This is a genomic window from Pseudolysinimonas sp. (genome assembly GCF_044239695.1).
Classification (GTDB): domain Bacteria; phylum Actinomycetota; class Actinomycetes; order Actinomycetales; family Microbacteriaceae; genus Pseudolysinimonas_A.
On record NZ_JBIIAW010000006.1, the window covers coordinates 32,336 to 57,406 of the forward strand.

The following is a 25,071-nucleotide window of genomic DNA, read 5'->3' on the forward strand; positions in this document are numbered from 1 at the left end:
CCACATGGACTTTGAAGACGGGGATGTCATCGACGGCGTCCATTACCACCGGTACGACGTCGTCATCGTGGGGGCGGGCGGAGCCGGGATGCGCGCGGCGATCGAAGCCGCCCCGAAGGCCCGCACGGCCGTGATCACGAAGCTGTACCCGACCCGGTCGCACACCGGCGCGGCGCAGGGCGGCATGGCCGCGGCGCTCGCGAACGTCGAGGAGGACAGCTGGGAGTGGCACACCTTCGACACCGTCAAGGGCGGTGACTACCTCGTCGACCAGGATGCGGCCGAGATTCTCGCCAAGGAGGCGATCGACGCCATCCTCGACCTCGAGAACATGGGTCTGCCGTTCAACCGCACGCCCGAGGGCAAGATCGACCAGCGCCGCTTCGGCGGCCACACCCGCGACCACGGCAAGGCGCCCGTGCGTCGGGCCTGCTACGCCGCCGACCGCACCGGGCACATGATCCTGCAGACGCTGTTCCAGAACAGCGTGAAGCTCGGCGTCGAGTTCTACAACGAGTACTACGCGCTGGATGTCGTCATGACCACGGTCAAGGGCCGCGAGCAGCCGTCGGGCGTCGTCGCCTACGAGCTGTCGACGGGCGAGATCCACGTGTTCCAGGCGAAGTCGATCATCTTCGCCACCGGTGGCTTCGGCAAGATCTACAAGACGACCTCGAACGCCCACACTCTCACCGGCGACGGCGTCGGCATCATCTGGCGCAAGGGCATCCCGCTCGAGGACATGGAGTTCTTCCAGTTCCATCCGACCGGACTCGCCGGCCTCGGCATCCTCCTGACCGAGGGCGCGCGCGGCGAGGGAGCCATCCTGCGCAACGCGAGCGGCGAGCGCTTCATGGAGCGCTACGCGCCGACGATCAAGGACCTGGCGCCGCGCGACATCATCTCGCGATGCATGGTGCAGGAGGTCGCGGAGGGCCGCGGCGCTGGTCCGCACAAGGACTACGTGCTGCTGGACTGCACCCACCTCGGCGCCGAAGTGCTCGAGACGAAGCTGCCCGACATCACCGAGTTCGCCCGCACCTACCTCGGTGTCGACCCGGTCGTGGAACCGGTGCCCGTCATGCCGACGGCCCACTACGCCATGGGCGGCATCCCGACCAACGTCAAGGCCGAGGTGCTGCGCGACAACGACACCGTCGTACCAGGTCTCTACGCCGCCGGCGAGTGCGCCTGCGTTTCGGTGCACGGCTCCAACCGCCTCGGCACCAACTCGCTGCTCGACATCAACGTGTTCGGCAAGCGCGCCGGCAACAACGCCGTCGACTACGCGAAGACCGTCGACTTCACGCCGCTGCCCGAGAACCCCGCCGCGTTCGTGATCGGACTCGTCGAGCAGTTCAAGAACGCGACCGGTACCGAGCGCATCGCGGCCATCCGCAAGGAGCTGCAGGAGGAGATGGACAAGAACGCCCAGGTCTTCCGCACCGACGAGTCGCTCGAGCGGGTCACCCACACGATCCACACCCTGCGTCAGCGGTACCAGAACGTGTCGATCCAGGACAAGGGCAAGCGGTTCAACACCGATCTGCTCGAGGCGATCGAGCTCGGCTTCCTGCTCGACCTCGCGGAGGTCGTCGTCTTCTCGGCGCGCAACCGCAAGGAGAGCCGCGGCGGCCACATGCGCGACGACTACCCCGACCGCGACGACGCCAACTACATGAAGCACACGATGGCGTACCTCACCGGCGACCCGCACTCCGCCGACGCCGCCGACCACATCACGATCGATTGGAAGCCCGTCGTGATCACCAACTACCAGCCGATGGAACGGAAGTACTGAGGATGTCCACGCACGCCCCCGCCGCCGAGGCCCCCGTGCAGGCGTTCACCGTCACCCTCATCATCCGCCGGTTCGACCCGGAGGTCGACGAGGAGCCGCGCTGGGTCGACTACGACGTGCAGATGTACCCGACCGACCGCGTGCTCGACGCGCTGCACCAGATCAAGTGGGAACAGGACGGCTCGCTGTCGTTCCGCCGGTCGTGCGCGCACGGCATCTGCGGATCGGATGCCATGCGCATCAACGGCCGCAACCGGCTCGCCTGCAAGACCCTGATCAAGGATCTCGACATCTCGCAGCCGATCTACGTCGAGGCGATCAAGGGCCTGCCGCTCGAGAAGGACCTCATCGTCGACATGGAGCCGTTCTTCGAGTCGTACCGCGCCATCCAGCCGTTCCTGATCGCGAGCGACAAGCCCGACAAGGAGCGCATCCAGTCGGTCGCCCAGCGCGCCGTGTACGACGACACCACCAAGTGCATCCTGTGCGCCGCGTGCACGTCGTCGTGCCCGGTCTTCTGGACCGACGGCCAGTACTTCGGCCCGGCCGCCATCGTCAACGCGCACCGTTTCATCTTCGACAGCCGCGACGAGGGCTCGCAGGTGCGCCTCGACATCCTCAACGACAAGGAAGGCGTCTGGCGCTGCCGCACGACCTTCAACTGCTCCGAGGCCTGCCCGCGCGGCATCGAAGTCACGAAGGCGATCGCGGAGGTGAAGCAGGCGGTGCTCCGCGGCAACCCCGGCCTGCCGAAGCTCGACCTGACGGTCGTCTGACTTTCCGTACCCACGAGAAGGCCCCAGAACCCTCTGCCGGTTCTGGGGCCTTTCGCATCATGGAGTGATGGTGAGGAATCCGACCCCGCGGAGGCTGGGATCACCGCGGGGCCGGAAAGGGTGCCCTCGCTGGGACGTTGAGGGCGGCCGTCGTTGGCCTCACAGGAAGAGACCCGCGCGGCCCGCGGTTATGACGCGGCGCGCGAGAAAAATGTCCCCCGGGTTCGGGGGACATCTCGGGGGTCAGCCGACGAGGTGCACGGCGACCGTGCCGCCGCCGGACGAGAGCCCGAGCGGTTGGATGAGGGCACCGATGAGCCCGTCGAGGAGGCCGAGCACTTCGGCGAGCGGGTTGTCGCCGAGCACCAGTCCCTTGAGGTAGTTGCGGTCGACCGTCTGCACCAGCTCGAGCGAGGCGAGACCGCTCGGGAAGGCGGCGATGTCGAGAACGTAGTGGCCGGAGGCATCCACCTGGACGCTCGCGTAGACCTGACCCGCGGCCCGCGCCGTGACCGTCGCGCCGGGGGTGCCGGTGCCGGTGAGGCGCAGGGCGATATCGGCGTCGATGACCGATCCGTCGTCGTTCGTGATCGTGTCGATGACCGAGTCGACGGTCTCGCCGAGGGTCTCGCCGATCCCCTGCACGTCGCCGGCGAGGACGTCTCCGACCACCCCGTCGCCGAGGTCGGCGGCGGGGACGGCTCCCTCGACGGCGCCGGTCGCCTCGGGATCGGTCTGCTGCTCGACCGCGGCAGGTGGTGGGGGCGAGCCCCCGTCCTCCCCGACGGTCGGCGCGAGCCCGAGCGCGATGCTTCCGGCGATGACCGCGGCGACCGCGAACCCGCCGACGAGCGAACCCGCCCCGGTCGCGGCGCCGAGCGAGAGTCCGCCGACGATCGGGGCGGCGAGCACTCCGCTGCCGGCCATCGTCTGCAGGGCGAGAGGCACGTCGGGGATGGGAAGCTCCGCGGCGGCGGCGCCCGAGGCCTGACCGAGCGTGGCCAGCAGCGAACCGCCCGCGACCCCGCCGAGCACGAGCGGCAGCATGACCATCGCGAGGTGCGAGCCGACCTCGTCGACCTCGTCCGAGACGATCGTGCACTTGGCGCAGTCGGCGAGGTGGACGGTGAGGCGTTCGCGGTCTCGGTTCGACAGGCCGTCGCGGGCGTGTTCGCCGAGCCGGGACATCGCCCACTGGCACTCCCCGGATGCGGTGGCATCCGAGACGTGCGCCTGCAGCCAGGCCTTCCGCAGCCCCTCGCGCGCGCGGTAGGAGAGCGCCGCGACGCCGTTCGCGGTCATCCCCATGAGCGGGGCGACCTCGTGCGGGTCCATGCCTTCGACCTCGGTGTACCAGAGCACCGTCTGCCAGCGCTCCGGGAGCGCGCGGAACGCGCGCGCCGTCAGCGTACGGTCGAGTGCCCAGGCCGCCGGGTCGTCCGGGATCCTGTCGTCTTCGAAGTCTTCGATGATGTCCACCTGGATGTCGCGTGACGCGGCTCCCCAGCTAGACGCGAGATTACGGATGGTCGTATAGAGGTACGGGCGGAAGGCCCCGGTGGGCCCGCCGCCCGCCAGCACACGCTGGTAGATCCGTGCGTACGCCTCAGAGACGAGGTCGTCCGCATCGATCGACGACGTGAACTGACGGGCGACGCGAGCGGCAGAACGGTAATGACGGCGCCACAGTTCCCCGAAAGCGCGCGGATCCCCCGATCGCGCGCGTTCGATCAGCTCCGCATCCGAAGTGGTTGGCTTCGCGTCCTGACTGCTCATCCCCCTGATCCATTCCCGGGCCTCTCTGTGTCCCTTGTTCGTGAGGTTCCGTGGATGGTGAGTCCACATCGCCTCGATCAGAGAGACAGCCCGTTCGATCCACTATGACGCCGGTTCTCACCCGCGCCTCACCCCCCTATTCGGGGGGCAGACGCATCCGTCGCCACACCGTAGCGTGCGCCCCGCGCCTCGCGTGTCAGTGCCGCGGCGCGGGCCGACGGCGGGACATCAGCAGGAGGAATCCGCCCGCCAGCAACGTGATCGCGAGCAGCAGGCCACCGCCCGCGGTGGCTCCTGTGAGAGCCAGCGTCGGCAGGTCCGGCGGCAGCGGCAGAGTCGGCAGATCGGTCGCGGCGATCGGTGCGCAGGCATCGTCGGTCAGCACGTCCGCGCCCGAGGTGAGGACCGCGCCGTTGAAGTAGCCGTGTCCGGCGGTCGCCGGAAGGCACGCGAGGTCGGCGTCGGCGACGAACAGCGTCGGCAGCGCGTGCACGAGCACCGTGTACTCGTGCGTCGCGCCGCCGGGCAGCTCCTGCGCGGTGACGATCCGGATGTCGGCGCCCTCCCCGCTCCACGACGGGTCGACGGTCACGCCCGCCGGGCCGGCGACCGTGGCGTCGAGGATCGTGACGCCGGACGCGAAGCCGAGCTCGTCGTCGAGGTCGTAGACCAGCACGAGCGCGCTCGGGTTCGTCACGGTCACGGTGTAGCCGATGTCGACGGTGCCGTCGGCCCGCTTGACCGGGGCGGCGGTGAGCGCTTTCACGAGCGTCGGGAGTGCGGGTGCGGCACAGGCCTCGGCCGTGCGCGTCGCGGTGCCGCTGCGCAGCACGACGGTGTTGAGGAACCCGGTCCCGCCCTCCGCCGCGTCGAGCGTGCAGTCGGCCGCGGCCGAGGTCGTCACTCCCGCAGCGAGTTCGGCGCGGACCGTGACGAGGTACTCGTGACTCGCGCCCGCGGGCAGCAGGACGTCGGCGGCGAGTTCGACGGAACCGGTCGCCGTGCCCGTCCACGCGGGGAGCGCGCCCGAGGGGCCGCTGGCGGCGGCGGACACGATGGTCGTGCCCGTGCCGAAGGCCAACGTGTCGTCGAGGTCGTAGCGCGTGGCGATCGTCGTGCCGGCCGGCGTCGACACGGTCACGTGGTAGCGGATCTCCCAGTCGCCGTCGGCGAGCTGGCGCGGGTAGCCCGCGTCGACGGTCTTCGCGACGAGCGGCAGCACCGACTCGGCGACGGGACCGCAGTCGGCATCCGTCAGCGTGTCGTCGCCCGCGGTCAGCGTCGCCGAGTTGAAGAAGCCGTGCCCGGAGCCGGCGACGTCGCATGCGCGGAGTGCGGGCGGCATCCCGGCATCGAGGGTGACGGTGAAGACGACGAGGTAGGTGTCGCTCTCACCGGCCGGCAGCACGCGGCCGGACGCGAGCGGGGACGTGCCGTCCCAGACGAGCGGGGCGCCGTCGAGGGTGACCGTGCGGTCGGTGATCGTCACGCCGGACGGGAAGCCCGGCACGTCGCTCAGCGAGTAGGCGACCTCGGCGTCGGCCGCGGGGTTCGACGCCACCACCGAGAACGTCACGGCCCAGCTGGAGTCGGCGTTCTGGGCCGCCGAGACGAAGGACTTGTCGAGCGTCGGAGTCACCGGCTGCGCACAGTCGGACGCGATCGCACTCGCCCCCGCCGAGGTCAGGGTGGCGCGATTGAGGAACCCGGTTCCCAGCTCGGGTGCGACGAGGGCGCAGTCGGCGGCCGCCGTGCCCGTCACGCCGGACGCGACCGAGGCGGCGACGGTGACGGTGAAGACCTGGCTGGTGCCCCCGGCGATCGGCACGTCGGAGACGACCGAGGTGTGCGGGGCGGCTCCGGTCCAGCCGGCGATCGGCACCGGCGCTCCGGCACCCGCGGCGACCGACGACGACACGACCGTGATCCCGGCGCCGAACCCGAGGGCGTCGGCCAGGTCGTAGCGGGCGACGCCGCTGCCGGTCGCGGTCACGGTGATGTCGTAGACGACGGTCCAGTCGCCCGTCGCCGGGTCCTGCGCGATCGGGTCGCGCACGACCTTGGTGTGCGCGACCGTCGGCAGCACCACCGGGACGCAGGCGTCGTCGGTGATCGGCGCGCCGGAGGCCGGAGTGAGCGTGGCCTCGTTGTCGAACCCATGGCCGGGGGCGTCGCAGGCGAGAACGGCGGGCGAGACGGTCGAGGGGATGCGGACGGTGAGAGTCACCGTGTAGACGTGCGGGGCAGCCCCGGCGGCGATCTGGGCGTCGTCGGCGATCACGAGGTCTCCGCCGGCCCAGGCCGCGACGTCGAGCACCGTCGTCGGGCCCCGGGTCACGGTCGCCGCGACGGGCTGCACTCCCGCGGGCAGGTCGGGGGTGTCGACGAGGTCGTAGACGAGCGGGAGCACCGACGACGGGTTCGTCGCGGTGAGGGTGTAGGTGATGTCCCAGGTGCCGTCGACGGCATCGGCCGTGGCCGTGCCCGCACTCTTGGTGAACAGGGGGACGAGGGCATCCACGGTGTTGGTGATGACGCACTCGATGCTCTGGCCGAGAGCCGGGGTGACGGCGGAGGCCGTTCCGACCGTCGTGCCGACCCCGGGGCCGGCCGTGACGGTGCAGACCCAGGCGCTCGCACGGAACTCGGAGTCGTCGAACCCGTCGGCCGCCGACTCGGCGAGCGCGTAGGAAGCACCGGCGACGACCGGGGCGTAGGCCGCGAGACCGAGGCCGCTGACGGTGGTCTGGCCGGCCGAGGTGGCCGTCAGGCGCCAGTTGTCGGCATCGACGACATCGTCCGTGACGACCTTGCGCAGTTGCAGCTGCGGGGCGATCGCGGTGTTGGTGAAGCGGCAGAAGGTGTGCTGCTGCGCGGCGACGGTGACGGTCGTGACCGTCGGGCCGGTCCACGGGCCGGTCGCACTCGCGGCGCAGACGATCGCAGTCTGCTGGTACCCGGCCGGGCCTCCCGACTCGGTGAGCGCGTACGGGATGCCCGCCGAGACGGCACCCGAGACGCCGCTCGTGCCCGAGATCGCGGCCCCGGTCGCGGGGGTCGCGGTCAGCGTCCAGGCGGTCGGCGCGGCGGTGCCGCCCGACGTTCCGTTCTCGACGTTCTTCAGCAGGGTGAGCTGCCCGGTGCAGACGACCGTGTTGGTGACGGTGACGGTGTTCGACGACCCCGTGGCGAGCGCCGGCGTCGTGTAGGTCGCGACCCCGGCGAGGTCGACAGGCGTGATCGCCGAGCCGTTGAACGCGGTCGCCTGCTGCGCCGTGAGGGTGCAGTAGCCGGCGGGCACGGTGACCGCCGACTCGTCGATGACGACGGCGCCGGCGTTCACCTGGGTCGCCGAGCCCCAGGTCGCGGTGGCCCCGGCGACGCTGGGGGTCGCGGCGTAGCCGTCGGGGAAGACGCCGAGGGTCTGCGCGACGCCGTTGACGATCCACTGCTTCTCGACGGTGATCGTCGCGCTCGGCTGAGGCGCCCGGTTGTACACGGTGCAGGTGACGATGTCGGACTTGCCGACCGGCACCGAGAAGCCGAGCGCTCCGTCGTTGGTGACCGCGACGGCCGTCGTGCCGTTCGTCACGCACACGGCGTTCTTGCCGCCCTGCTGCACGAGGGAGTACCCCGGCTGCTGCACTTCGGCGATCGAGAAGGTCGCGCCGCCCGGGATGTCGGCGAGCTTGTAGTTGATCGTGCCGTTGTCGCCCTGACCCGGGTTGCTCTTGGTGGTCTGCGCGGTGGCCGGGGTGACGGTGCCGGTGCTGGTCGTCGGGGCGGCGAAGCCCCATCCGCCGGTCGGCGTCGCGCCGGTGATCCCCGCGGCGTCCCACGGCACGACCTGCTTGACGACCGTGACGGTGCCCTCGCAGTTGGCGCGGGCGAGGTCGTCGAGCACGGCGGCGAGTTCCGTCCAGCCGCTGATGAAGTAGTCGGAGCCCACGGTCGGGCCGGCGATGGCGCGCAGGTTCTGTCCGGCGTCGAAGTTGCTCGCGCCGCCGACGCCCACCGTGACGATCCGGCTGCCCGCCGCCTTGAGGGTGTTGGCCGAGAACACGGCGTTCTCCAGCTCGACGAAGCGGGTGTTGCTGCTCGAACCGCTGGCCGGGATGCCGCTGCGCGTCGGGTTGCCGTCGGTGATCACGACGACCTGGTCGTAGCCTGCGCCGAACAACTGCCGCAGACCCGCATCCCAGTTGGTGTAGCTCTGGTTGCTGATCGTGTACGCGTCGATCGCGGCGTGCAGAGCGTTGACGTGCGCCGGGTCGAGCGTCGACTGGTTGAGGAGGGTGCTCGTGCCGGGGGCCGGAGCGGTGGTGCCGAAGGTGTACAGCGACACCGTCGACGGCGTACCGGCGAGGGCGTCGACGAAGCCGTTCGCGGCCTCCTGGAGGTCGTCGAGCGAGTTGCTGATCGCGACCGAGTAGGAGAGGTCGGAGACCAGGGCGATGTTCAGCCCGCACTGCGACGCGGCGGCGGGGTTGTCGTAGGAGTTCTGCCAGATCCCCGAGGTCGTCGCCGCGCCCGACCCGCCCGCGCCGATCGTGCGCGTGGTGTTCTGGGCGAGATCGGTGACGGCGAGCCGGTAGTCGGTCGAGGTGAACGTGCTGCCGTCGGTGCTGGTGACGAAGGTCGGGTTGGTGAAGTAGTCCGCTGCCGCCGGCGAGCCCGCCTGGAAGGTCGACGCCTGCACGACGTAGAAGTCGCTGCTGCCGTTGGCGTTCAGCTGGTCGTTGCCGATCGAGAAGACGCAGTCGCCGTCGGCATCCGACGTGCAGGTCGCCTTCAGGGCGTTGCCGCTGGTCGCCCGCAGCTCGAGCTGCACGCCGGCGAGGCCGGTGACCGCGCCGGTCCCGGCGTCGCGCTGTCCGCCGGCCTTGACCACGACCTGGCTGGTGTTCGCCGCGCGGGTGGGCACGGCCGCCGACGCCGCGGTCGGGGCGAGCAGCACCAGACCGCCGGCGACGAGGCCGACCGCGACGAATGCGGCCAGGATGCGGCGGGCACGGGTGCGGGGGATGCGGGCGCGTGAGGGCGCGGCGAGGCCAGAAGACATGGGGGATGCCAATCGGCGCACGTCCGAGACGACCGGCGCATCTGATCGCTGCGCCGTCGGGTGTCGGGTCGGGGTGTCGCGGGGTTTCGGGTAACTGCTGCGGGTGTTCGGGTGTACTGCGGGGGATCAGCGGTGGAGCGGGGTACGACCGTTCGGGCGGCCGTGTCCGCACAAATGCTGACACTCCCTCGGAGTCGCATGGTACCCCCAACTGGTGGGTCACCGGGGACGTCAACCCCCGAAGGCCTCCGCGGCCCCGCGCCTAGGCTGATCGCATGGCGCTGAAGGACACGATCACGGCCGCCGTCGCGTGGGTGCAGCGCCGCAAGCCGGTGCGCGTCGTCGTGCGCTACGGGCAGGATCGCGGTCCGATTCTCGCGAGCGGGATGGCGTACCAGGCCCTGTTCGCGGTGTTCGCCGGCCTCTGGGTCGGCTTCTCGATCGCGGGACTCGTCGTCAGCCGGGATGCCGGCCTGCAGCAGGTCATCGTCGACGCCCTCGACCAGGCGGTGCCGGGGCTGATCGCCGCGGACGGCCCGGACTCGGGCGCGATCGACCCCGAGGATCTCCCCACGGGCATCGCCTTCAGCATCTCGGGCCTCATCGCCGTCTTCGGTCTGCTCTTCACCGCCCTCGGCTGGCTCGCGAGCGCCCGGGACTCGGTGCGCACCCTGTTCGACCTCCCGCCCGCGACCACCAACCCGGTCCTGCAGAAGCTCGTGGATCTCGGCCTCGGCGCCGCTCTCGCCAGCCTCCTCCTCGTCGCGGCGGGGCTCTCGTTCGCCGGGACGACGGCAACCGAGTTCGTGCTCGAGTGGCTCGACATCGACACGCGCTCCGTCGTCGGCTTCGTGCTGAGTCGCACGGTCACCCTCGTCGTCGCCGTCATCGTCTACGGCCTCGCTCTCGCCGGCATCTACCGGCTGCTCGCCGGGGTGAAGGTGCCCGCGCGCATCCTGCGGCACGGGGTGACGATCGGCGCCATCGGTCTCGCCGTCCTCACGGTGCTCGGCGGGCTGCTCCTGGGCGGTGCCCAGAACAATCCCCTCATCGCCTCCTTCGCGGTCGTCGCGGGCCTGCTCATCTACTACAACTTCGCATCGCAGGTGATCTTGATCGCGGCGACCTGGATGGCGGTCGACGTCGCCGACGAGGGCATCGTCATCGACGAGAAGGTCTTCGCGTCGCGTCTCGAGGCCGCGCGCGCCCTCGTCGCCGCCCACGAGCCGGAGCCCGAGCCCGAGAACCCGGGGTTCTTCGCACGGCTGTTCCGGCGTCGAGGACGCTGACCGCCCCACGCCGCCCGTTCGGCATCGGGGGCTGCCGGTAATGTCCCTGGGGTGACTCGCCTCCGCCTCGCCTCGGTCAACGTCAACGGGGTGCGCGCCGCGTTCCGCAAGGGCATGGGCGAGTGGCTCGCCGCTCGGGATGTCGACATCCTGGCCATGCAGGAGGTGCGGGCCGAGACCTCCCACCTCGAAGAGCTGCTCGGTGACGAGTGGGACATCCTGCACGACCCCGCCACCGCGAAGGGTCGCGCGGGCGTGGCGATCGCCTCGCGCCGCGCGGCCTCAGTGCACCGGGTGACCTTCGGGGCCGACGACTTCGACTCCGCCGGCCGGTGGCTCGAGGCCGACTACGACATCGACGGCACGGTCGTCACGGTCGTCTCCTGCTACGTGCCGTCGGGGGTCGTCGACACCCCCAAGCAGGAGCAGAAGTGGACTTTCCTCGACGGCATGCTCGTGCACCTCGCCCAGCTGAAGGCCCACAATCCGCTCGCCGTCGTCGTGGGCGACTTGAACGTCGGCCACCGCACCCTCGACATCCGCAACTGGAAGGGCAACGTCAAGAAGTCCGGCTTCCTCCCCGAAGAGCGGGCCTACCTCGACCAGATCTTCGGGTCCCCCGACGAGGAGCGCTACAACGCGGGCGCGGGCCTCGGCTTCGTCGACGTCGGGCGCCGGTTCGCGGGGGAGGTCGACGGGCCCTACACCTGGTGGTCGAACATGGGGAAGGCGTTCGACACCGACACCGGTTGGCGCATCGACTACCAGGCGGCGACCCTCGAACTGGCCGCTAAAGTCGTGGAGGTGAAGGTCGATCGGGCAGCGGCGTACGACGAGCGATGGTCCGACCACGCTCCCCTCGTCGTCGACTACCAGCTCTAAGGACCACCATGACCAAGCCCCGCCTCTTCTCGGGGATGCAGCCCTCCGCCGACTCGCTGCACGCCGGTAACTACATCGGCGCGCTCCTGCAGTGGCGCGACCTGCAGGTCGAGTACGACACCGTCTACTGCGTCGTCGACCTGCACGCCATCACCGTGCCGCAGGATCCCGCGGCCCTCCGCGAAGCGACCCGCCGCACCGCCGCGCAGTACATCGCCGCCGGGATCGACCCGGCATCCAGCATCCTGTTCGTGCAGTCGCACGTGCCCGCGCACGCCGAACTCGGCTGGGTGCTGAACACCCTCACCGGGATGGGCGAAGCCGCCCGGATGACCCAGTACAAGGACAAGGCGTCGAAGCAGGGATCGGACGCCGCGTCCGTCGGCCTGTTCACCTACCCGATCCTGCAGGCGGCCGACATCCTGCTCTACGACGCCGAGATCGTGCCGGTCGGCGAGGACCAGCGCCAGCACATCGAGCTGACCCGCGACCTCGGGCACCGGTTCAACACTCGCTTCGGCGACACGTTCGTGCTGCCGGAAGCCCGCATCCAGTCGGCGACGGCGAAGGTCTTCGACCTGCAGAACCCCGGCTCGAAGATGTCGAAGTCGGGCGAGTCGCCGCAGGGCATCCTCTGGCTGCTCGACGACCCGAGCGTGAACGCGAAGAAGATCAAGTCCGCCGTTACCGACGCCGACCGCGACATCCGCTTCGATCCCGCCGAGAAGCCCGGGGTGTCGAATCTGCTGCTGATGCTGTCGGTGCTGTCGAAGACCCCGATGGATGCTCTCGTCGACTCGTTCGCGGGCAAGGGCTACGGCGACCTCAAGTCGGAGACCGCGGATGCCGTCGTCGCCGAGTTCGAGCCCGTGCGGGATCGCGCGTTGGAGTTGCTCGCCGACCCGGCCGAACTCGACCGCGTGCTGTCGGGCAATGCCGAGCGGGCCGAGGCGATCGCCTCGGCGACGCTCGCGAAGGTGTACGACCGCATCGGGTTCCTGCCGCGGCGCTGACGTGCTTCCTGCTCAGCTGCGCACGGCGCGGCTCGTGCTCGACCAGCCGTCCCCGGCGGATGTCGACCTCATCACCGAGTACTGCCAGGATCCGCTGTTCGAGCAGTACCTGACCACGCCGTGGCCGTACGTGCGCGCCCACGCCGCGCACTTCGTCGACTACCACGTGCCCACGGGCTGGACGCGGGGCACCGAGTGCACCTGGGCCATCCGGTCGGGCGGCGCGCTCGTCGGCGTCATCGCGCTGCGGGCCGAACGCGACGACGTCGGCTTCTGGCTCGGCGCGCCCCACCGCGGGCTCGGGTACGGGGGTGAGGCCCTGTCGTCGGTCTGCGACTTCGCGTTCTCGCACGGCCGGGACCTCGTGCGGTGGGAGTGCGTCGTCGGCAACACGGCTTCGGCGGCGACCGCCCGCTCCGCCGGGTTCACCTACACCGGTGAGGCGGCCGCGGAGATCCCCGCGCGGGACGGGTCGGTGCCGCTCGCCTGGCACGGCATCCTCTCCAGCGGCGACTCGCGGGAGCGCAAGCCCGGCTGGCCGATTCCCTGAGCCGCTCCCGCGCCGTGCGCGGCAGGCGGGTCGTGCAGATCGTGCCGGTCGTGCCTGGCGTGCAGAACTCAGGCGAGCCCGATCCGCCGCGCCCGACGCTGCGCGACCGACGCGATTCGACCTGAGTTCTGAACGCGTCGATGCGTCCGGACGGCGCCGATGACCGCCGCCGCGACGCTCGGGAGGTCGTAGACGATCTGCGAGAACCGGAAGCGGAGGGCCGTGCGCCCCGCCGCGGCGTGGCGGGCGTCGCGACCGCGATCCCGGGAACTCGTCGCCTCCCCGTCGTGGAACTCGGACCCGTCCGTCTCGATCACGATCCAGCCTTCGACGACGAGGTCGGCGATGCCGATGCCGGGGAAGCGCACCTGACTGGCGACGCGAAGGCCGAGATCGCGAGCGAGCAGCCGCACGATCGTCTCGAGCCCCGACTGGGCCGAGGGGTCCGCCTCGGAGAGGCGGGCCGCGAACCGCGGGTTCCCGCGAACGAGCACGAGAGCGCTCCGCGCGACGAGTCCGGAGTTGAGCGCGCTGTCGATCGCGGCAACGGCCTGTGCACGCGGCAAGCACTCGACCGCCCGCACGAGAGCATCGACGACCCCGACGTGCGAGGGCGACGCCGCCGCGGGGTCGACGAGAGGATGCCAGTGCGAGACCACGTCGTCGACCGGTCGGAGTCGCGCGGCATTCGGTGCCACCTGCACGTGCGTCACCGTCGAGGCGAGCACCCACACGCCCCGGCGCCGCAGCTCGGAGACGCATGCCAGTCGGCCGCCGTGCCGCACCGCGACCCGCACCGCCGGGTCGACGGTCGGCGTCGCATAGTGCCCGTTCCGGAGGCGGATCAGCGTTCCGGCCCTCACGGCTCCGGTGATCCCGCGGGCCGACCACCCCCGCCCGAGCAGGTCGGCGCGAGTGAGCACGTCATCCATCCTCAGGACGTTCCCCGTCCCGGATGCCGGTCGGCCGCCGCGGCTCCTTCGCCGGGGACATCTGCCGGCGAAACCGGCTGTGGAGGCGGTGCGCGTGCGCGGAACTCAGGCCGGAAGGCATCCCTCGCCGCCGAACGGCCGACGCAGGTCGGTCCCGCCTGAGTTCTGCGCACCCGTCCCGGGAGGGGGCCGGGAGCCGCCGGGAATGCACGCGGGGGCGGGCGGGTTTAGGGTGGTGATCACGAAGCACGTGCTCCAGGGGCGGTGAAATCCCGCACCGGCGGTCATAGTCCGCGAACTCCTCAGGCCTCGCCAGAGCCCGGGGGAGCCGATCCGGTGGAAATCCGGAACCGACGGTCAAAGTCCGGATGGGAGGATGCACGCTGCCGGTGCACGCCCTGCGTGCGCACACCGGTTGCGCCACCCCTCTCGTCCCTGGACTGACCAGGAGAGACGATGAGCGAGACCGCAGCCTTCGAGGCACCGATGCGTCGCGCCCTCGACCTCGCCCGGCGCGGACCGGTCACCGGCGGCAACCCGCAGGTCGGCTGCGTGCTGCTGGATGCCGACGGCCGCATCGTCGCCGAAGGCTGGCACCGCGGCGCCGGCACTCCGCACGCCGAGATCGACGCGCTGTCGAAGGTCGTGGATGCCGACGGCCTCACCGCCGTCGTGACCCTCGAGCCGTGCAACCACTACGGCCGCACCGGACCCTGCACCGAGGCGCTCATCGCCGCAGGCATCGGCAAGGTCGTCTTCGCGGTGCCCGACCCGGGGGCGGTGTCGGGTCACGGTGCCGCGCGGCTCGCGGAGGCCGGCATCCCGATCGTGCACGGCACGTTGCACGACGAGGCCGAGGCCCTGCTGCACCCGTGGCTCGAGGCGATGCGGCGCGGGCGTCCGTGGGTGACGGTGAAGTGGGCCTCCACCCTCGACGGTCGGGCCGCGGCCGCCGACGGCTCCAGCCAGTGGATCACCGGTGCCGCCGCGCGGCAGAAGGTGCACGAGCAGCGGGCGCAGAGCGACGCGATCCTCGTCGGCACCGGCACCGTGCTCGCCGACGACCCGTCGCTGACGGCGCGCGGGGATGCCGGCGAGCTGCAGCCGACGCAACCGTTGCCGGTCGTCGTGGGTGAGCGGGAGATCCCGGCGTCCGCGAAACTCCGAGAACACCCGCGCGGGGTGCTCGAGACCCGCACCCGCGACCTCGACGCCATCTTCGCCGACCTGCACGAGCAGGGCATCCGCCGGGTCTACGTCGAAGGCGGGCCCACGCTGGCCTCCGCCGTCATCGCCGCCGGGTACGCCGACGAATACGCGATCTACCTGGCGCCGGCGCTGCTGGGCGGCCCGATGCTCGCGGTGGGGGATCTCGGCATCGGGTCGATGGATGCCATCCGCCGACTGCGCATCGACAGCGTCGAGCAGCTGGGCGACGACCTGTACCTGCATGCAGTGGAAGGAAAGTAGATGTTCACCGGCATCATCGAAGAACTGGGCGAAGTGCTCGCCTGGGAGAGGTCGGGCGACTCCGGCCGGCTGACCCTGCGGGCGCCGCTCGCGGTGAGCGACGCGACGCACGGCGACTCGATCTCGGTCGACGGCGTCTGCCTCACGGTCGTCGACCAGGGACCCGACTGGTTCACCGCCGACGTCATGGCGGTGTCGATCGCGATGTCGACCCTCGGCGACCTCAGAGTCGGGCAGCAGGTCGATCTCGAACGCGCCGCCGCCCTCGGCGACCGGCTCGGCGGGCACATCGTGCAGGGCCACATCGACGGCACCTCGACGCTGTTGTCGCGGGAGGAGGGGGATGCCTGGCGCGTGCTGCGGTTCTCGTTGGATCCCGAACACGCCCCGCTCGTCGTGCGCAAGGGCTCGATCGCCGTCAACGGCGTCTCGCTCACCGTGAGCGACGCCGGCGACGACTGGTTCGAGGTCTCGCTCATCCCCGAGACCCTCACCGCGACCGTTCTCGGCACGCTCGAACCGGGCGACCGGGTCAACATCGAGACCGACATCCTGGCCCGCCAGGTGCAGCGGATGCTTCAGTTCCAAGGAGAGAAGTCATGACACTGTCCGACATCCCCACGGCGCTTCAGGCGCTGCGCGACGGCAAGCCCGTCATCGTCGCCGACGACGAGGGCCGCGAGAACGAGGGCGACGTCGTGATGGCGGCGCAGTTCGCGAGCCAGGAGTGGATCGCCTGGACGGTGCGGCACACCTCCGGCTACCTGTGCGCCCCGATGACGAACGCGCGGGCCGACGAACTCGGGCTGCCGATCATGTGGGCCAAGAGCGAGGACCCGCGCGGCACGGCGTACACGATCAGCGTCGACGCCGCCGACCGGCTCTCGACCGGCATCTCGGCGTCCGACCGCGCGCACACTCTGCGGGTGCTCGCCGACCCGCTCTCGACCCCGGCATCCGTGATCCGGCCCGGCCACATCATCCCGTTGCGGGCGGTGGATGGAGGTGTGCGCGAGCGCGACGGCCACACCGAGGCGACCGTCGACCTGCTGAAGCTCGCCGGGCTGACCCCGGTCGGGGTGATCGGCGAGATCGTCGAGGACGGCGGCGAGATGATGCGCCTGCCCGGGCTGCTGGCGCTCGGCGCCGAGCACGGGGTGCCGGTCATCACGATCGAGGAGCTCATCCGCTTCATGGAGGAGCGCAAGTGCGAGACCGATCCGAGCGCGGTCGTCGAGATCCCGGAGACCGAGCGGGTGTCGTTCGAGGTGGAGACGAACGTGCCGACGAAGCACGGCACGTTCCGGGTGCGGGCCTACCGCGACCGCTCGACCGGAGCCGACCACGTGGCGTGGATCTCGGCCGGGCCCGACGGACAGAGCCCGACCGACGGGGCGATCGTGCGGGTGCACTCGGAGTGCCTGACCGGCGAAGCGTTCGGGTCGCTCAAGTGCGAGTGCGGTCCGCAGCTCGACGCCGCGCTCGAACGCATCCGTGATGACGGCGGCGTCGTCATCTACCTGCGCGGCCACGAGGGGCGCGGCATCGGTCTCATCAACAAGCTGCGCGCGTACAAGCTGCAGGAGGACGGGCTCGACACCCTCGACGCCAACCTCCAGCTCGGGCTGCCCGCCGATGCGCGCGACTACGGGGCGGCGACGGCGATCCTCAAGGACCTCGGCGTCGGCTCGGTGCGGCTGCTCTCGAACAACCCCGAGAAGGCCCGCCAGCTGCGTGAGCGCGGCATCGAGGTCAGCGAGCTGGTGCCGCTGGTCGTCGGTGTCGGCGAGTTCAACGAGGGCTACCTCGACGCGAAGCGCGACCGGATGGGGCACGCGCTGCCCGACCACGAAACCCTGGATGCCGCCCGGCTTCTGGAAGAAGAAGCACTGCAGTCCGCAGCGGAAGGAAACTCATGAGCGGCGAAGGAATGCCCGAACTCGACACCGACGGCACCGGCCTGACGGTCACGATCGTGTCGGGGCTGTGGCACACCCGCATCTCCGAGGGGCTGCTCGGCGGCGCCCGCGCGGTGCTCGCCGCCTCCGGGGCGACGGTGAGCGAGATCCAGGTGGCCGGCAGCTTCGAGCTGCCCGTCGTGTCGAAAGCCGCCCTCGAGGCGGGCGCGGATGCCGTGGTCGCCCTCGGCGTCATCGTGCGCGGCGAGACCCCGCACTTCGACTACGTCGCCGCCGCCGCGACCGACGGACTCACCCGGGTCGCCCTCGACACCGGCAAGCCCGTCGGCTTCGGCGTGCTCACCGTCGACGACGAGCAGCAGGGGCTCGACCGCGCCGGCCTGCCCGAGTCGAAGGAGGATGTCGGCGGGCGTGCCGCCGAGGCCGCCCTCGCGACGGCGAAGATCCTGCGGGACCTCCGGGGCTAGCCGCGGCGGAGCACGCGCACCGCGATCGACGCGAGCAGCGCGACGACGAGGATCGCCGCGCCCGCGGTCGTCCCGGCCGGGAACGCCGTGTCGCGCAGCGTCTGGTAGCTGGTCGGGATGCCGTCGAGCGCGACCTGCCCGGCGAACGAGCCGACCAGCAGCACCCCGGCGGCGACCCACGCGGCACCCCGCACGATCGCAATCGCGGGCCGGTCGCTGCGGTGGACGACGCCTGCCTTCCGGTACGCGCGCACCGCCCAGACCGCGAGCACGAGCAGGCCGATCAACGACGAGCCGTGCTGGAGCCACGTCGTGCCGACGGTCGGCCCCCAGCGCTCGCCGAGCGACGGGATCCACTCCGAGCCGAGGCGACGGGGATGCGTGAACAGGTCCCAGAACACGTGGGTCGCGACACCGATCAGAGCCGCGATTCCGACGAGCGCCGCCGCGCGTACCGGATGATCGGGGCGACCGACGCGATCCCAGGTCCACGGCATCCGGGCCCTCAGCGCCTCCGGCAGCAGGAGGGCTGAGGCGGCGGGCCGGATCGCGAGCCGCCAGACCGCGTAGAGCACGAGGGCGAGCGGCAGCGACACCACGAGCAGGCTCGGGAACCCGTGGGTCAGTTCGTACGAGATCGCCCAAGGGAAGAACAGTGGCAGATCGGGCGCCATGGCCCCGATCGCGACCGCGCCTGCCGGGAGCGGTGTGCGCGCGAACGGCAGGGCGACGATCGCATGACTCGGAGTGAACGGCACCGCGTCATCCTGCCATCGACTTCCTCGATGTGCGTCGAGAGCACGTGCCTGCGCGCGCGCACTCGACGCACATCGGTGCAGTGGGGTCGGGTCAGTCGAGGAAGAGCGCGCGGAGGCGACGGGTGGTGAAGATCACCCCGAGGGCGATCATCCCGGCGTAGTAGGCCAGGTGGCCGAGCATCGCCAGCGACAGTGCCCCCGTGGTGAGGCCGCGCACGAGTTCGACGCCGTGCCACAGCGGCAGCGCCATGACGAACCACTGCACGGGTTCCGGGTAGACGGCGATCGGGAAGAACGTGCCCGAGAGCAGGAACATCGGCAGCATCACGAGACCGATGACATCCATCTGCTGGAAGCTCTTCAGGTACGACGTGACGCCCATGCCGATCGACGCGAAGCCGCACGCGATCACGATGATCGCCGGCAGGGCGAGCAGCGCGGTCCAGGAGAGGTTGAGCCCGAACGCCTGCATGACGACGAGGAACGTCACCCCGTAGGCACCGCCGCGCAGCAGGGCGAGGGCGATCTCGCCGAGCGCGACGTCGAGTGGGCCGAGGGAGGTGGCGAGCATCCCCTCGTAGAGCCTCGCGAAGTGCATCTTGAAGAAGACGTTCCACGTGGAGTCGTAGATCGCGCCGTTCATCGCCGAGACGGCGAGCAGCGCGGGCGCGATGTAGGCGGCGTACGGGATGTCGGTGCCCGACGAGTCGGTGACGGTGCCGATCAGCCCGCCGAGGCCGACACCGAGCGCGAGCAGGTAGAAGATCGGCTCGAACAGCCCGGTGACGACGACCAGCCAGTTGGTGCTGCGCGTCGCGGTCAGTCCGCGGCCGAGCACGGCGCGGGAGTTGCCGGCGTACAGCGCGCGCACCCCGCGGCGACGGCGCGTGGATGCGGGCAGCAGCGCGGTCATCGGTCGAGCCTCATCGGTCGAGCCTGCCCGTCGCGATGCGCACGGTCAGCAGCCAGCCGACGAGCGCGAAGGCGAGCAGTACGACGACGTGGAGGAGGCTCAGCCAGAGCGGTTCCGTGGGGCCGTAGGAGAACTGCCGGGCGAGTTCGGCGCCGTGCCAGATCGGCGAGATCCAGCCGATCCACTGCAGGAAGATCGGCAACTGGCTGAGCGGGAAGACGGTGCCGCTGAACAGGGTGAGCGGCATCACGACGAGCCGCAGCACCATGTTGAACTGCGAGCGGTCTTCGGTGATCGAGGACGAGTAGGCGGCGATGCCGGCGAACGCGTAGGCGGTGAGCACCGCGATCGGCACGACGAGCACCGCCCAGGGCGACAGCGCCCCGCCGAAGATCGCGACCGCGCCGAAGTAGACGCCCGCCGTCGCCACCGCGCGGATGCCGACGTAGAGGAACATCCCGTCGATGATCTGCCGGGCGTCGAGCGGGGCGGCGTTCATCGCCTCGAAGTGCTTGTTCCACATGAAGCCCTGCAGGATGCCGAACATGTACTCCTCGACGGCGACGAGCACGGCGGCGTTGATGACGAGCGCCGGGGCGACGAACTGCAGGTAGCCGACCCCGGTGAGCTGTTCGAACCCGTCGTTGCGGGTGACGAGGGCGGCGAGCCCGACGCCGAACGCGAACAGGTAGAGGAACGGGGTGCCCAGAACGGTGACGAGCATCGTCCAGAAGTAGGCCCGCACCGCGCGCAGCTTGTGCTCGGCGACGTACCAGGCACCCCACCGGCGGGAGCGGGCGGGCGACACGTGCTGCTGAATCGTCATTCGATCAGCGACCGTCCGGTCAGCCGGAGGAACACGTCCTCCAGCGACGACCGCCGCACGAGGCTCGTGATGGGCTCGAGCCCGCGCCGCGCGACCTCGGCGAGCGCCGCCTCCCCGTCGGCGGAGTACACGAGGATGCGATCGGGCAGTACCTCGAGGCGGTCGCCGATCCCCTCGAGTTGCGCGGCAGCCCCGGCGTTGGCCTCCGACCCGAACCGCACCTCGAGCACTTCGCGACTCGAATGCTCCCGGATCAGCGCCGCCGGCGACCCTTCGGCCATGATGCGGCCCTTGTCGACGACCACGAGGCGGTCGCACAGCTGCTCGGCCTCATCCATGTAGTGCGTGGTGAGCACGAGCGTCGTGCCCTGCTCCTTGAGGCGGAACAGGCGGTCCCAGAGGATGTGCCGCGCCTGCGGGTCGAGACCGGTGGTGGGTTCGTCGAGCAGCAGGATGCGGGGGTCGTTGATGAGGGCCCGGGCGATGGTGAGGCGCCGCTTCATGCCGCCGGAGAGCTCGTCGACCTTCGCCTTGGCGCGATCCTGCAGTTGCGCGAAGGCGAGCAGCTCGTCGGCCCGCGCCGCGACGACAGTCCGCGGCAGCCCGAAGTAGCGCCCGTAGACGAGCAGGTTCTCGCGCACCTGCAGCTCGTTGTCGAGGTTGTCCTGCTGCGGCACGACGCCGAGCTGCGACCGGATCTCGGGTCCGTTGTCGTTCGGGTCGAGACCGAGGATGCTGAGCTGCCCCGAGGTGCGGGTCGACACCGCGCCGACCATCCGCATCGTCGTGGACTTGCCGGCGCCGTTGGGGCCGAGCAGCCCGAACGACTCCCCCGCGGCGACCTCGAACGAGATGCCGTCGACGGCGGCCGTCTGCTGGTACGTCTTGACGAGGTCGCGGGCGACGATGACGGATGCGGTCACGGGAGTCGAGCCTAGGTCGCGCCCCCGACGGTCGCACGGCGGCTCTCCCGCCTACGCTGAGGAGGTGCGCATCCGAGCAGCTCTCGCGGGGGTGTCGGTCGTCGCGCTCCTCACCGCCTGCGGCTCGGTCGGCGCGGAACCGTCGCCGAGGGCGAGCGACGCCGCGCAGACGCCGGCCGAGCTGGTGCTCCCCGACGATGCGGTGCTCGGGCTCGTCGGCATCCTCACCGCTCCCAACGGCGCGACCGCCGATCTCGCGGTGACGGTGCATGCGGCGCTGCCGTGGATGGTGCCCGAAGCGGCGGATGCCGTGGCCGCGACCGCGGCCTGGTGCGCCGGCGAGGTGGACGAGTCGGTCATCTCCGGCCGCGGCTTCACCTTTACCCAGGTCGACGTGCGGCTGACCGCGCGCGACGGCGAGTGGCCCGACGATCTGCCGCTGCTCGTCCTGCCGATCGCGAACCCCGAGACCGGGTCGGCGATCATCGGGCTCGAGGGTCTGCGCCAGGTCGACGAGGATGCATCGGGCGTGTACGACGACCTTGCAGTGCCGCACTGCCGTCAGCCCGCGCTGCTCGACGGCCTCGGCGAGGGGACGCTCTACCTCGGGATCCCGCAGGACATCGTCGGCGTCGACGATCTGGAGTCGTTCACCGCCTGGACGCTCCACGACTTCGGACTCTCGGCGGTGCTGCCCGGCGACCTCGCGGCCTCCGATGTCGTCTTCTCGTCGTGCACCTCGGCGCTGACCCCGCTCGGCGAGGAGTTCGGCGCTCCCAACGACACCTGGGCCGATCGATTCGACGCGACCGGATGCGCGGTCGGCGGCAGCTAGTCTCGAACGGTGAGCGACACCCGCGGCGGACTGCTGCGTCGAGGTAAGAAGGATGAGGGCCCCCGGGCCTCCTTCCGACAGCTGCTGCCCTACATCCTCGAGCACCGCGGGTTGCTCGCGGCGGCCCTCGTGCTGTCGCTGGTCGGCGCCGCGGCGTCGCTCGCCCAACCGCTGCTGGCCGGTCAGGTCGTCGGCATCGTCGAAGACGGCGGAGCTCTCGGCAGTCTCGTCTGGCTGCTCGTCGCGCTGCTCGTGGTCGGCGCGATCCTGGGCGGCGTGCAGCACTACCTGCTGCAGCGCATCGGCACGTCCGTCGTCTTCTCCGCCCGCAGCGCCCTCGTGCGCCGCATGCTGCGCCTGCCCATCTCGGATTTCGATCGGCGTCGCACCGGCGACCTGGTGTCGCGGGTCGGCTCCGACACGACGCTGCTCTACGCCGTCATCACCCAGGGACTTCTGGATGCCGTCGGCGGCGCGATCACCTTCGTCGGCGCCCTCATCGGCATGCTCGTCGTCGACCCCGTGCTGCTCGGACTGACGCTCGCCGTCATCGTCTTCGCGCTCGGCTCGGGGGCGCTCATCTCCTCGCGCATCCGCCCGGCCTCCAAGGAGCAGCAGGAGCGCGTCGGCGCACTCGCCTCGGCGGTCGAGCGCTCGATCGGGGCGATCCGCACCGTGCGCGCCGCGAACGCCACCGAGCGCGAGACCGACGACATCATCGTCGAAGCGGAAGCCGCCAAGCGGGCCGGCTTCAAGGTCGCGAAGATCTCGGCGATGGTCGTGCCGATCGCCGGCATCGCGCTGCAGGTCGCGTTCCTCGTCGTCATCGGCGTCGGCGGCTACCGGGTGGCGAGCGGGGCGATCGAGATCTCGTCGCTCGTGACCTTCATCCTGTTCCTGTTCCTGCTGGTGATGCCGCTCGGCTCGGCCCTCGGCGCCGTCAACTCGGTCAATCAGGCCCTCGGGGCCCTCGGCCGCATCCAGGAGATCATCGACCTCCCCTCGGAGACCGACGGGGATGCCCGCGTCGAACCCGCCGCCCCCGTCGTGACGTCGGCGGCGATCCGGTTCGACGACGTGCGCTTCTCCTACGCGGTGCCGCCGGCGGAGGACCCCGAGGCGCCGGCCGAGATCCGCGAGGTGCTCAAGGGCGTCACGTTCGAGGTGCCGCGCGGCAGCCGCGTCGCCCTCGTGGGGCCGTCGGGGGCGGGCAAGTCGACGGTGTTCGCGCTCGTCGAGCGGTTCTACGACCCCGACTCCGGCGTGGTGCGGCTCGACGGTCGGGATGTGCGCGGCCTCGCCCGCGACGACCTGCGGGCGCAGATCGGCTACGTCGAGCAGGACGCCCCGGTGCTCGCCGGATCCCTGCGCGACAACCTCAAGCTGGCCTCCCCCGACGCGACCGACGCGCAGTGCATCCAGGTGCTGCGCGACGTGAACCTCGGCGCAGTGCTCGACCGCGACCCGGCGGGCCTCGATGCGGCCGTCGGCGAGGACGGCATCATGCTCTCCGGCGGCGAGCGCCAGCGGCTCGCGATCGCCCGCGCGCTGCTCGCGGCGCCGCCGATCCTGCTGCTCGACGAGTCGACGTCGAGCCTCGACGGCATGAACGAGCAACTGCTGCGCGAGGCGATCGACGCCGTCGCGGCCGACCGCACGCTGCTCGTGATCGCCCACCGGCTCAGCACCGTCGTCGACAGCGACGTGATCGTCGTGCTCGAGAACGGCGAGGTGATCGGTATCGGCACCCACTCCGAACTGGTGAAGTCGACCCCGCTCTACCGCGACCTCGCCAAGCACCAGCTGCTGGTCTGAGTTCAGAGGAGCTGGCGATGGCGGGGAGGTCGGGCGAGCCGGGCGTCTCGCTGCTGGAGCGGGCATCCCGGATGCTGCGCGCCGTTCCCGAGGACGGCGCACCGATCGCCGTGCCCGACCTCGCGCGCCGCGCCCACCTGCCGGTGTCGACGGCACACCGTCTCGCGGCGGAGCTCGTGCGACTCGGCGCCCTCGACCGGCTGCCCGACGGCACCGTCGAGATGGGCCTCGCCCTGTGGGAACTCGGCGAACGCTCGGCGGTCCTCCGAAGGCTGCGCGAAGCCGCGCTGCCCGAGCTCGTCGAGCTGTACGACCTCACCGGGGAGAACGTGCACCTCGGGGTGCTCGCCGGCTCCGAGGTGCTCTACGTCGCGAAGGCGAACGGCAAGCGCGCGATCCCGACGCTCAGCGAGGTGGGGCAGCGGCATCCGCTGCACGCGACCGGCGTGGGCCGCGCGATCCTGCTCACCCACCCGCACTGGCTCGACGACTACCTCGCGACGGAGCTGCTGCCCGAGACCCGCCACACCATCACGGATGCCGCCCGGCTGCGGGACGTGATCGCTCGTGAGGCGGCACAGGGCTACGCGTTGACGCGACAGGAGATGACGCTCGGCAACGTGTCGATCGCGATGCCGCTGCGCCCTCGGCCGGGGCTGCCGCCGGCGGCGATCGGCATCGTCGCCCATGCGTCGTCCGCCGACGAGGTTCGGCTGCTCCCCCTGTTGCGACGAGCCGTCACCGCGATCGAAGCCAGGCTGGATCTCACCTCCGCGGGTTGAGTGCCGCCGCAGGCGGTGTATCGAAACCGCGAGGCTCCGCGGGTTGAGTGCCGCCGCAGGCTGTGTATCGAAACCCCGAGGCTCCGCGGGTTGAGTGCCGCCGCAGGCGGTGTATCGAAACCCCGAGGCTCCGCGGGTTGAGTGCCCGCGCAGCGGGTGTATCGAAACCCCTCCGCGGGTTACCCGGGGTGGGTTTCGATACACCGGGCTGCGCCCGGCACTCACCCCGCGGGGGGGGTGGGGTACCACTGAGTGGGATGCGACCGCCGCGGAGGGCGGAGT

General features: G+C 70.9%; 20 protein-coding genes and 1 riboswitch. Of the genes, 13 read left to right on the forward strand and 7 right to left on the reverse strand.

The window, feature by feature from the left end:
- Positions 1-4: 4 nt before the first annotated feature.
- Both sdhA and ACILQS_RS02000 read left to right on the forward strand, forming a co-directional pair.
- Positions 5-1,801 carry a succinate dehydrogenase flavoprotein subunit gene (sdhA, locus tag ACILQS_RS01995; RefSeq protein ID WP_395638423.1) on the forward strand — a complete coding sequence of 599 codons (1,797 nt, stop codon included), beginning with the start codon at positions 5-7 and terminating at the stop codon, positions 1,799-1,801.
- Between the two features lie 2 nt (positions 1,802-1,803).
- Complete coding sequence (locus tag ACILQS_RS02000; protein ID WP_395638424.1) at positions 1,804-2,577, forward strand: succinate dehydrogenase iron-sulfur subunit; 774 nt, start codon at positions 1,804-1,806, stop codon at positions 2,575-2,577.
- A 243-nt stretch (positions 2,578-2,820) separates the two neighbouring features.
- Here ACILQS_RS02000 and ACILQS_RS02005 read toward each other — a convergent pair whose 3' ends face one another.
- Positions 2,821-4,353 carry a sigma-70 family RNA polymerase sigma factor gene (locus ACILQS_RS02005; protein ID WP_395638425.1) on the reverse strand — a complete coding sequence of 511 codons (1,533 nt, stop codon included), beginning with the start codon at positions 4,351-4,353 and terminating at the stop codon, positions 2,821-2,823.
- 196 nt (positions 4,354-4,549) lie between these two features.
- A complete protein-coding gene (locus ACILQS_RS02010) occupies positions 4,550-9,415 on the reverse strand; it encodes a hypothetical protein (RefSeq protein ID WP_395638426.1) in 4,866 nt (1,621 codons plus the stop codon).
- A 275-nt stretch (positions 9,416-9,690) separates the two neighbouring features.
- On the opposite strand from ACILQS_RS02010, the gene ACILQS_RS02015 reads away from it, so the two are divergent.
- From ACILQS_RS02015 to ACILQS_RS02030, 4 genes are read left to right on the forward strand one after another with little or no spacing between them, the layout of a single operon-like run.
- On the forward strand, positions 9,691-10,704 hold the full coding sequence (locus ACILQS_RS02015; protein ID WP_395638427.1) for a YihY/virulence factor BrkB family protein: 1,014 nt from the start codon (positions 9,691-9,693) through the stop codon (positions 10,702-10,704).
- A 51-nt stretch (positions 10,705-10,755) separates the two neighbouring features.
- Complete coding sequence (locus tag ACILQS_RS02020) at positions 10,756-11,586, forward strand: exodeoxyribonuclease III (protein ID WP_395638428.1); 831 nt, start codon at positions 10,756-10,758, stop codon at positions 11,584-11,586.
- 8 nt (positions 11,587-11,594) lie between these two features.
- Entirely contained in the window at positions 11,595-12,599 is a 1,005-nt protein-coding gene (gene trpS, locus ACILQS_RS02025; RefSeq protein ID WP_395638429.1) for a tryptophan--tRNA ligase, read from the forward strand.
- 1 nt (position 12,600) lies between these two features.
- Positions 12,601-13,149: a GNAT family N-acetyltransferase gene (locus ACILQS_RS02030; RefSeq protein ID WP_395638430.1), complete on the forward strand. Its 549-nt coding sequence runs from the start codon at positions 12,601-12,603 to the stop codon at positions 13,147-13,149.
- A gap of 68 nt (positions 13,150-13,217) precedes the next feature.
- On the opposite strand, the gene ACILQS_RS02035 is transcribed toward ACILQS_RS02030, so the two are convergent.
- On the reverse strand, positions 13,218-14,081 hold the full coding sequence (locus ACILQS_RS02035) for a hypothetical protein (RefSeq protein WP_395638431.1): 864 nt from the start codon (positions 14,079-14,081) through the stop codon (positions 13,218-13,220).
- Between the two features lie 247 nt (positions 14,082-14,328).
- Positions 14,329-14,466, forward strand: a riboswitch (FMN riboswitch).
- A gap of 71 nt (positions 14,467-14,537) precedes the next feature.
- Here ACILQS_RS02035 and ribD point away from each other — a divergent pair.
- From ribD to ribH, 4 genes are read left to right on the forward strand one after another with little or no spacing between them, the layout of a single operon-like run.
- Positions 14,538-15,551 (forward strand): bifunctional diaminohydroxyphosphoribosylaminopyrimidine deaminase/5-amino-6-(5-phosphoribosylamino)uracil reductase RibD, encoded by a 1,014-nt coding sequence (gene ribD, locus ACILQS_RS02040; protein WP_395638432.1) that lies wholly within the window; start codon positions 14,538-14,540, stop codon positions 15,549-15,551.
- The gene (locus tag ACILQS_RS02045; RefSeq protein WP_395638433.1) at positions 15,552-16,154 is read left to right on the forward strand and encodes a riboflavin synthase; all 603 of its coding nucleotides are present in this window, start codon (positions 15,552-15,554) and stop codon (positions 16,152-16,154) included.
- Positions 16,151-17,470, forward strand: coding sequence for a GTP cyclohydrolase II (gene ribA, locus ACILQS_RS02050; RefSeq protein ID WP_395638434.1), 1,320 nt, complete (start codon positions 16,151-16,153; stop codon positions 17,468-17,470). The genes ACILQS_RS02045 and ribA overlap by 4 nt, the downstream gene beginning before the upstream one ends.
- Positions 17,467-17,937, forward strand: coding sequence for a 6,7-dimethyl-8-ribityllumazine synthase (ribH, locus tag ACILQS_RS02055; RefSeq protein ID WP_395638435.1), 471 nt, complete (start codon positions 17,467-17,469; stop codon positions 17,935-17,937). Before ribA ends, ribH begins: the two co-directional genes overlap by 4 nt.
- On the opposite strand, the gene ACILQS_RS02060 is transcribed toward ribH, so the two are convergent.
- The 4 genes from ACILQS_RS02060 to ACILQS_RS02075 form a co-directional block, all read right to left on the reverse strand.
- Complete coding sequence (locus tag ACILQS_RS02060; protein ID WP_395638436.1) at positions 17,934-18,695, reverse strand: DUF4184 family protein; 762 nt, start codon at positions 18,693-18,695, stop codon at positions 17,934-17,936. The two genes, ribH and ACILQS_RS02060, sit on opposite strands and share 4 nt — an antisense overlap.
- Positions 18,696-18,786: 91 nt before the next feature.
- The gene (locus ACILQS_RS02065; protein WP_395638437.1) at positions 18,787-19,608 is read right to left on the reverse strand and encodes an ABC transporter permease; all 822 of its coding nucleotides are present in this window, start codon (positions 19,606-19,608) and stop codon (positions 18,787-18,789) included.
- 10 nt (positions 19,609-19,618) lie between these two features.
- Positions 19,619-20,434: an ABC transporter permease gene (locus ACILQS_RS02070; RefSeq protein WP_395638438.1), complete on the reverse strand. Its 816-nt coding sequence runs from the start codon at positions 20,432-20,434 to the stop codon at positions 19,619-19,621.
- Entirely contained in the window at positions 20,431-21,357 is a 927-nt protein-coding gene (locus tag ACILQS_RS02075; protein ID WP_395638439.1) for an ABC transporter ATP-binding protein, read from the reverse strand. The genes ACILQS_RS02070 and ACILQS_RS02075 overlap by 4 nt, the downstream gene beginning before the upstream one ends.
- Before the next feature lie 64 nt (positions 21,358-21,421).
- Between ACILQS_RS02075 and ACILQS_RS02080 the strand changes: the two genes are divergently transcribed.
- The 3 genes from ACILQS_RS02080 to ACILQS_RS02090 are packed head-to-tail and all read left to right on the forward strand — an operon-like array spanning position 21,422 to position 24,789.
- Positions 21,422-22,192, forward strand: a complete 771-nt coding sequence (locus tag ACILQS_RS02080; protein ID WP_395638440.1) for a hypothetical protein — start codon at positions 21,422-21,424, stop codon at positions 22,190-22,192.
- Positions 22,193-22,201: 9 nt separating this feature from the next.
- Entirely contained in the window at positions 22,202-24,007 is a 1,806-nt protein-coding gene (locus ACILQS_RS02085) for an ABC transporter ATP-binding protein (protein WP_395638441.1), read from the forward strand.
- 17 nt (positions 24,008-24,024) lie between these two features.
- Entirely contained in the window at positions 24,025-24,789 is a 765-nt protein-coding gene (locus ACILQS_RS02090; RefSeq protein WP_395638442.1) for an IclR family transcriptional regulator, read from the forward strand.
- The last annotated feature ends 282 nt before the right edge of the window (positions 24,790-25,071 follow it).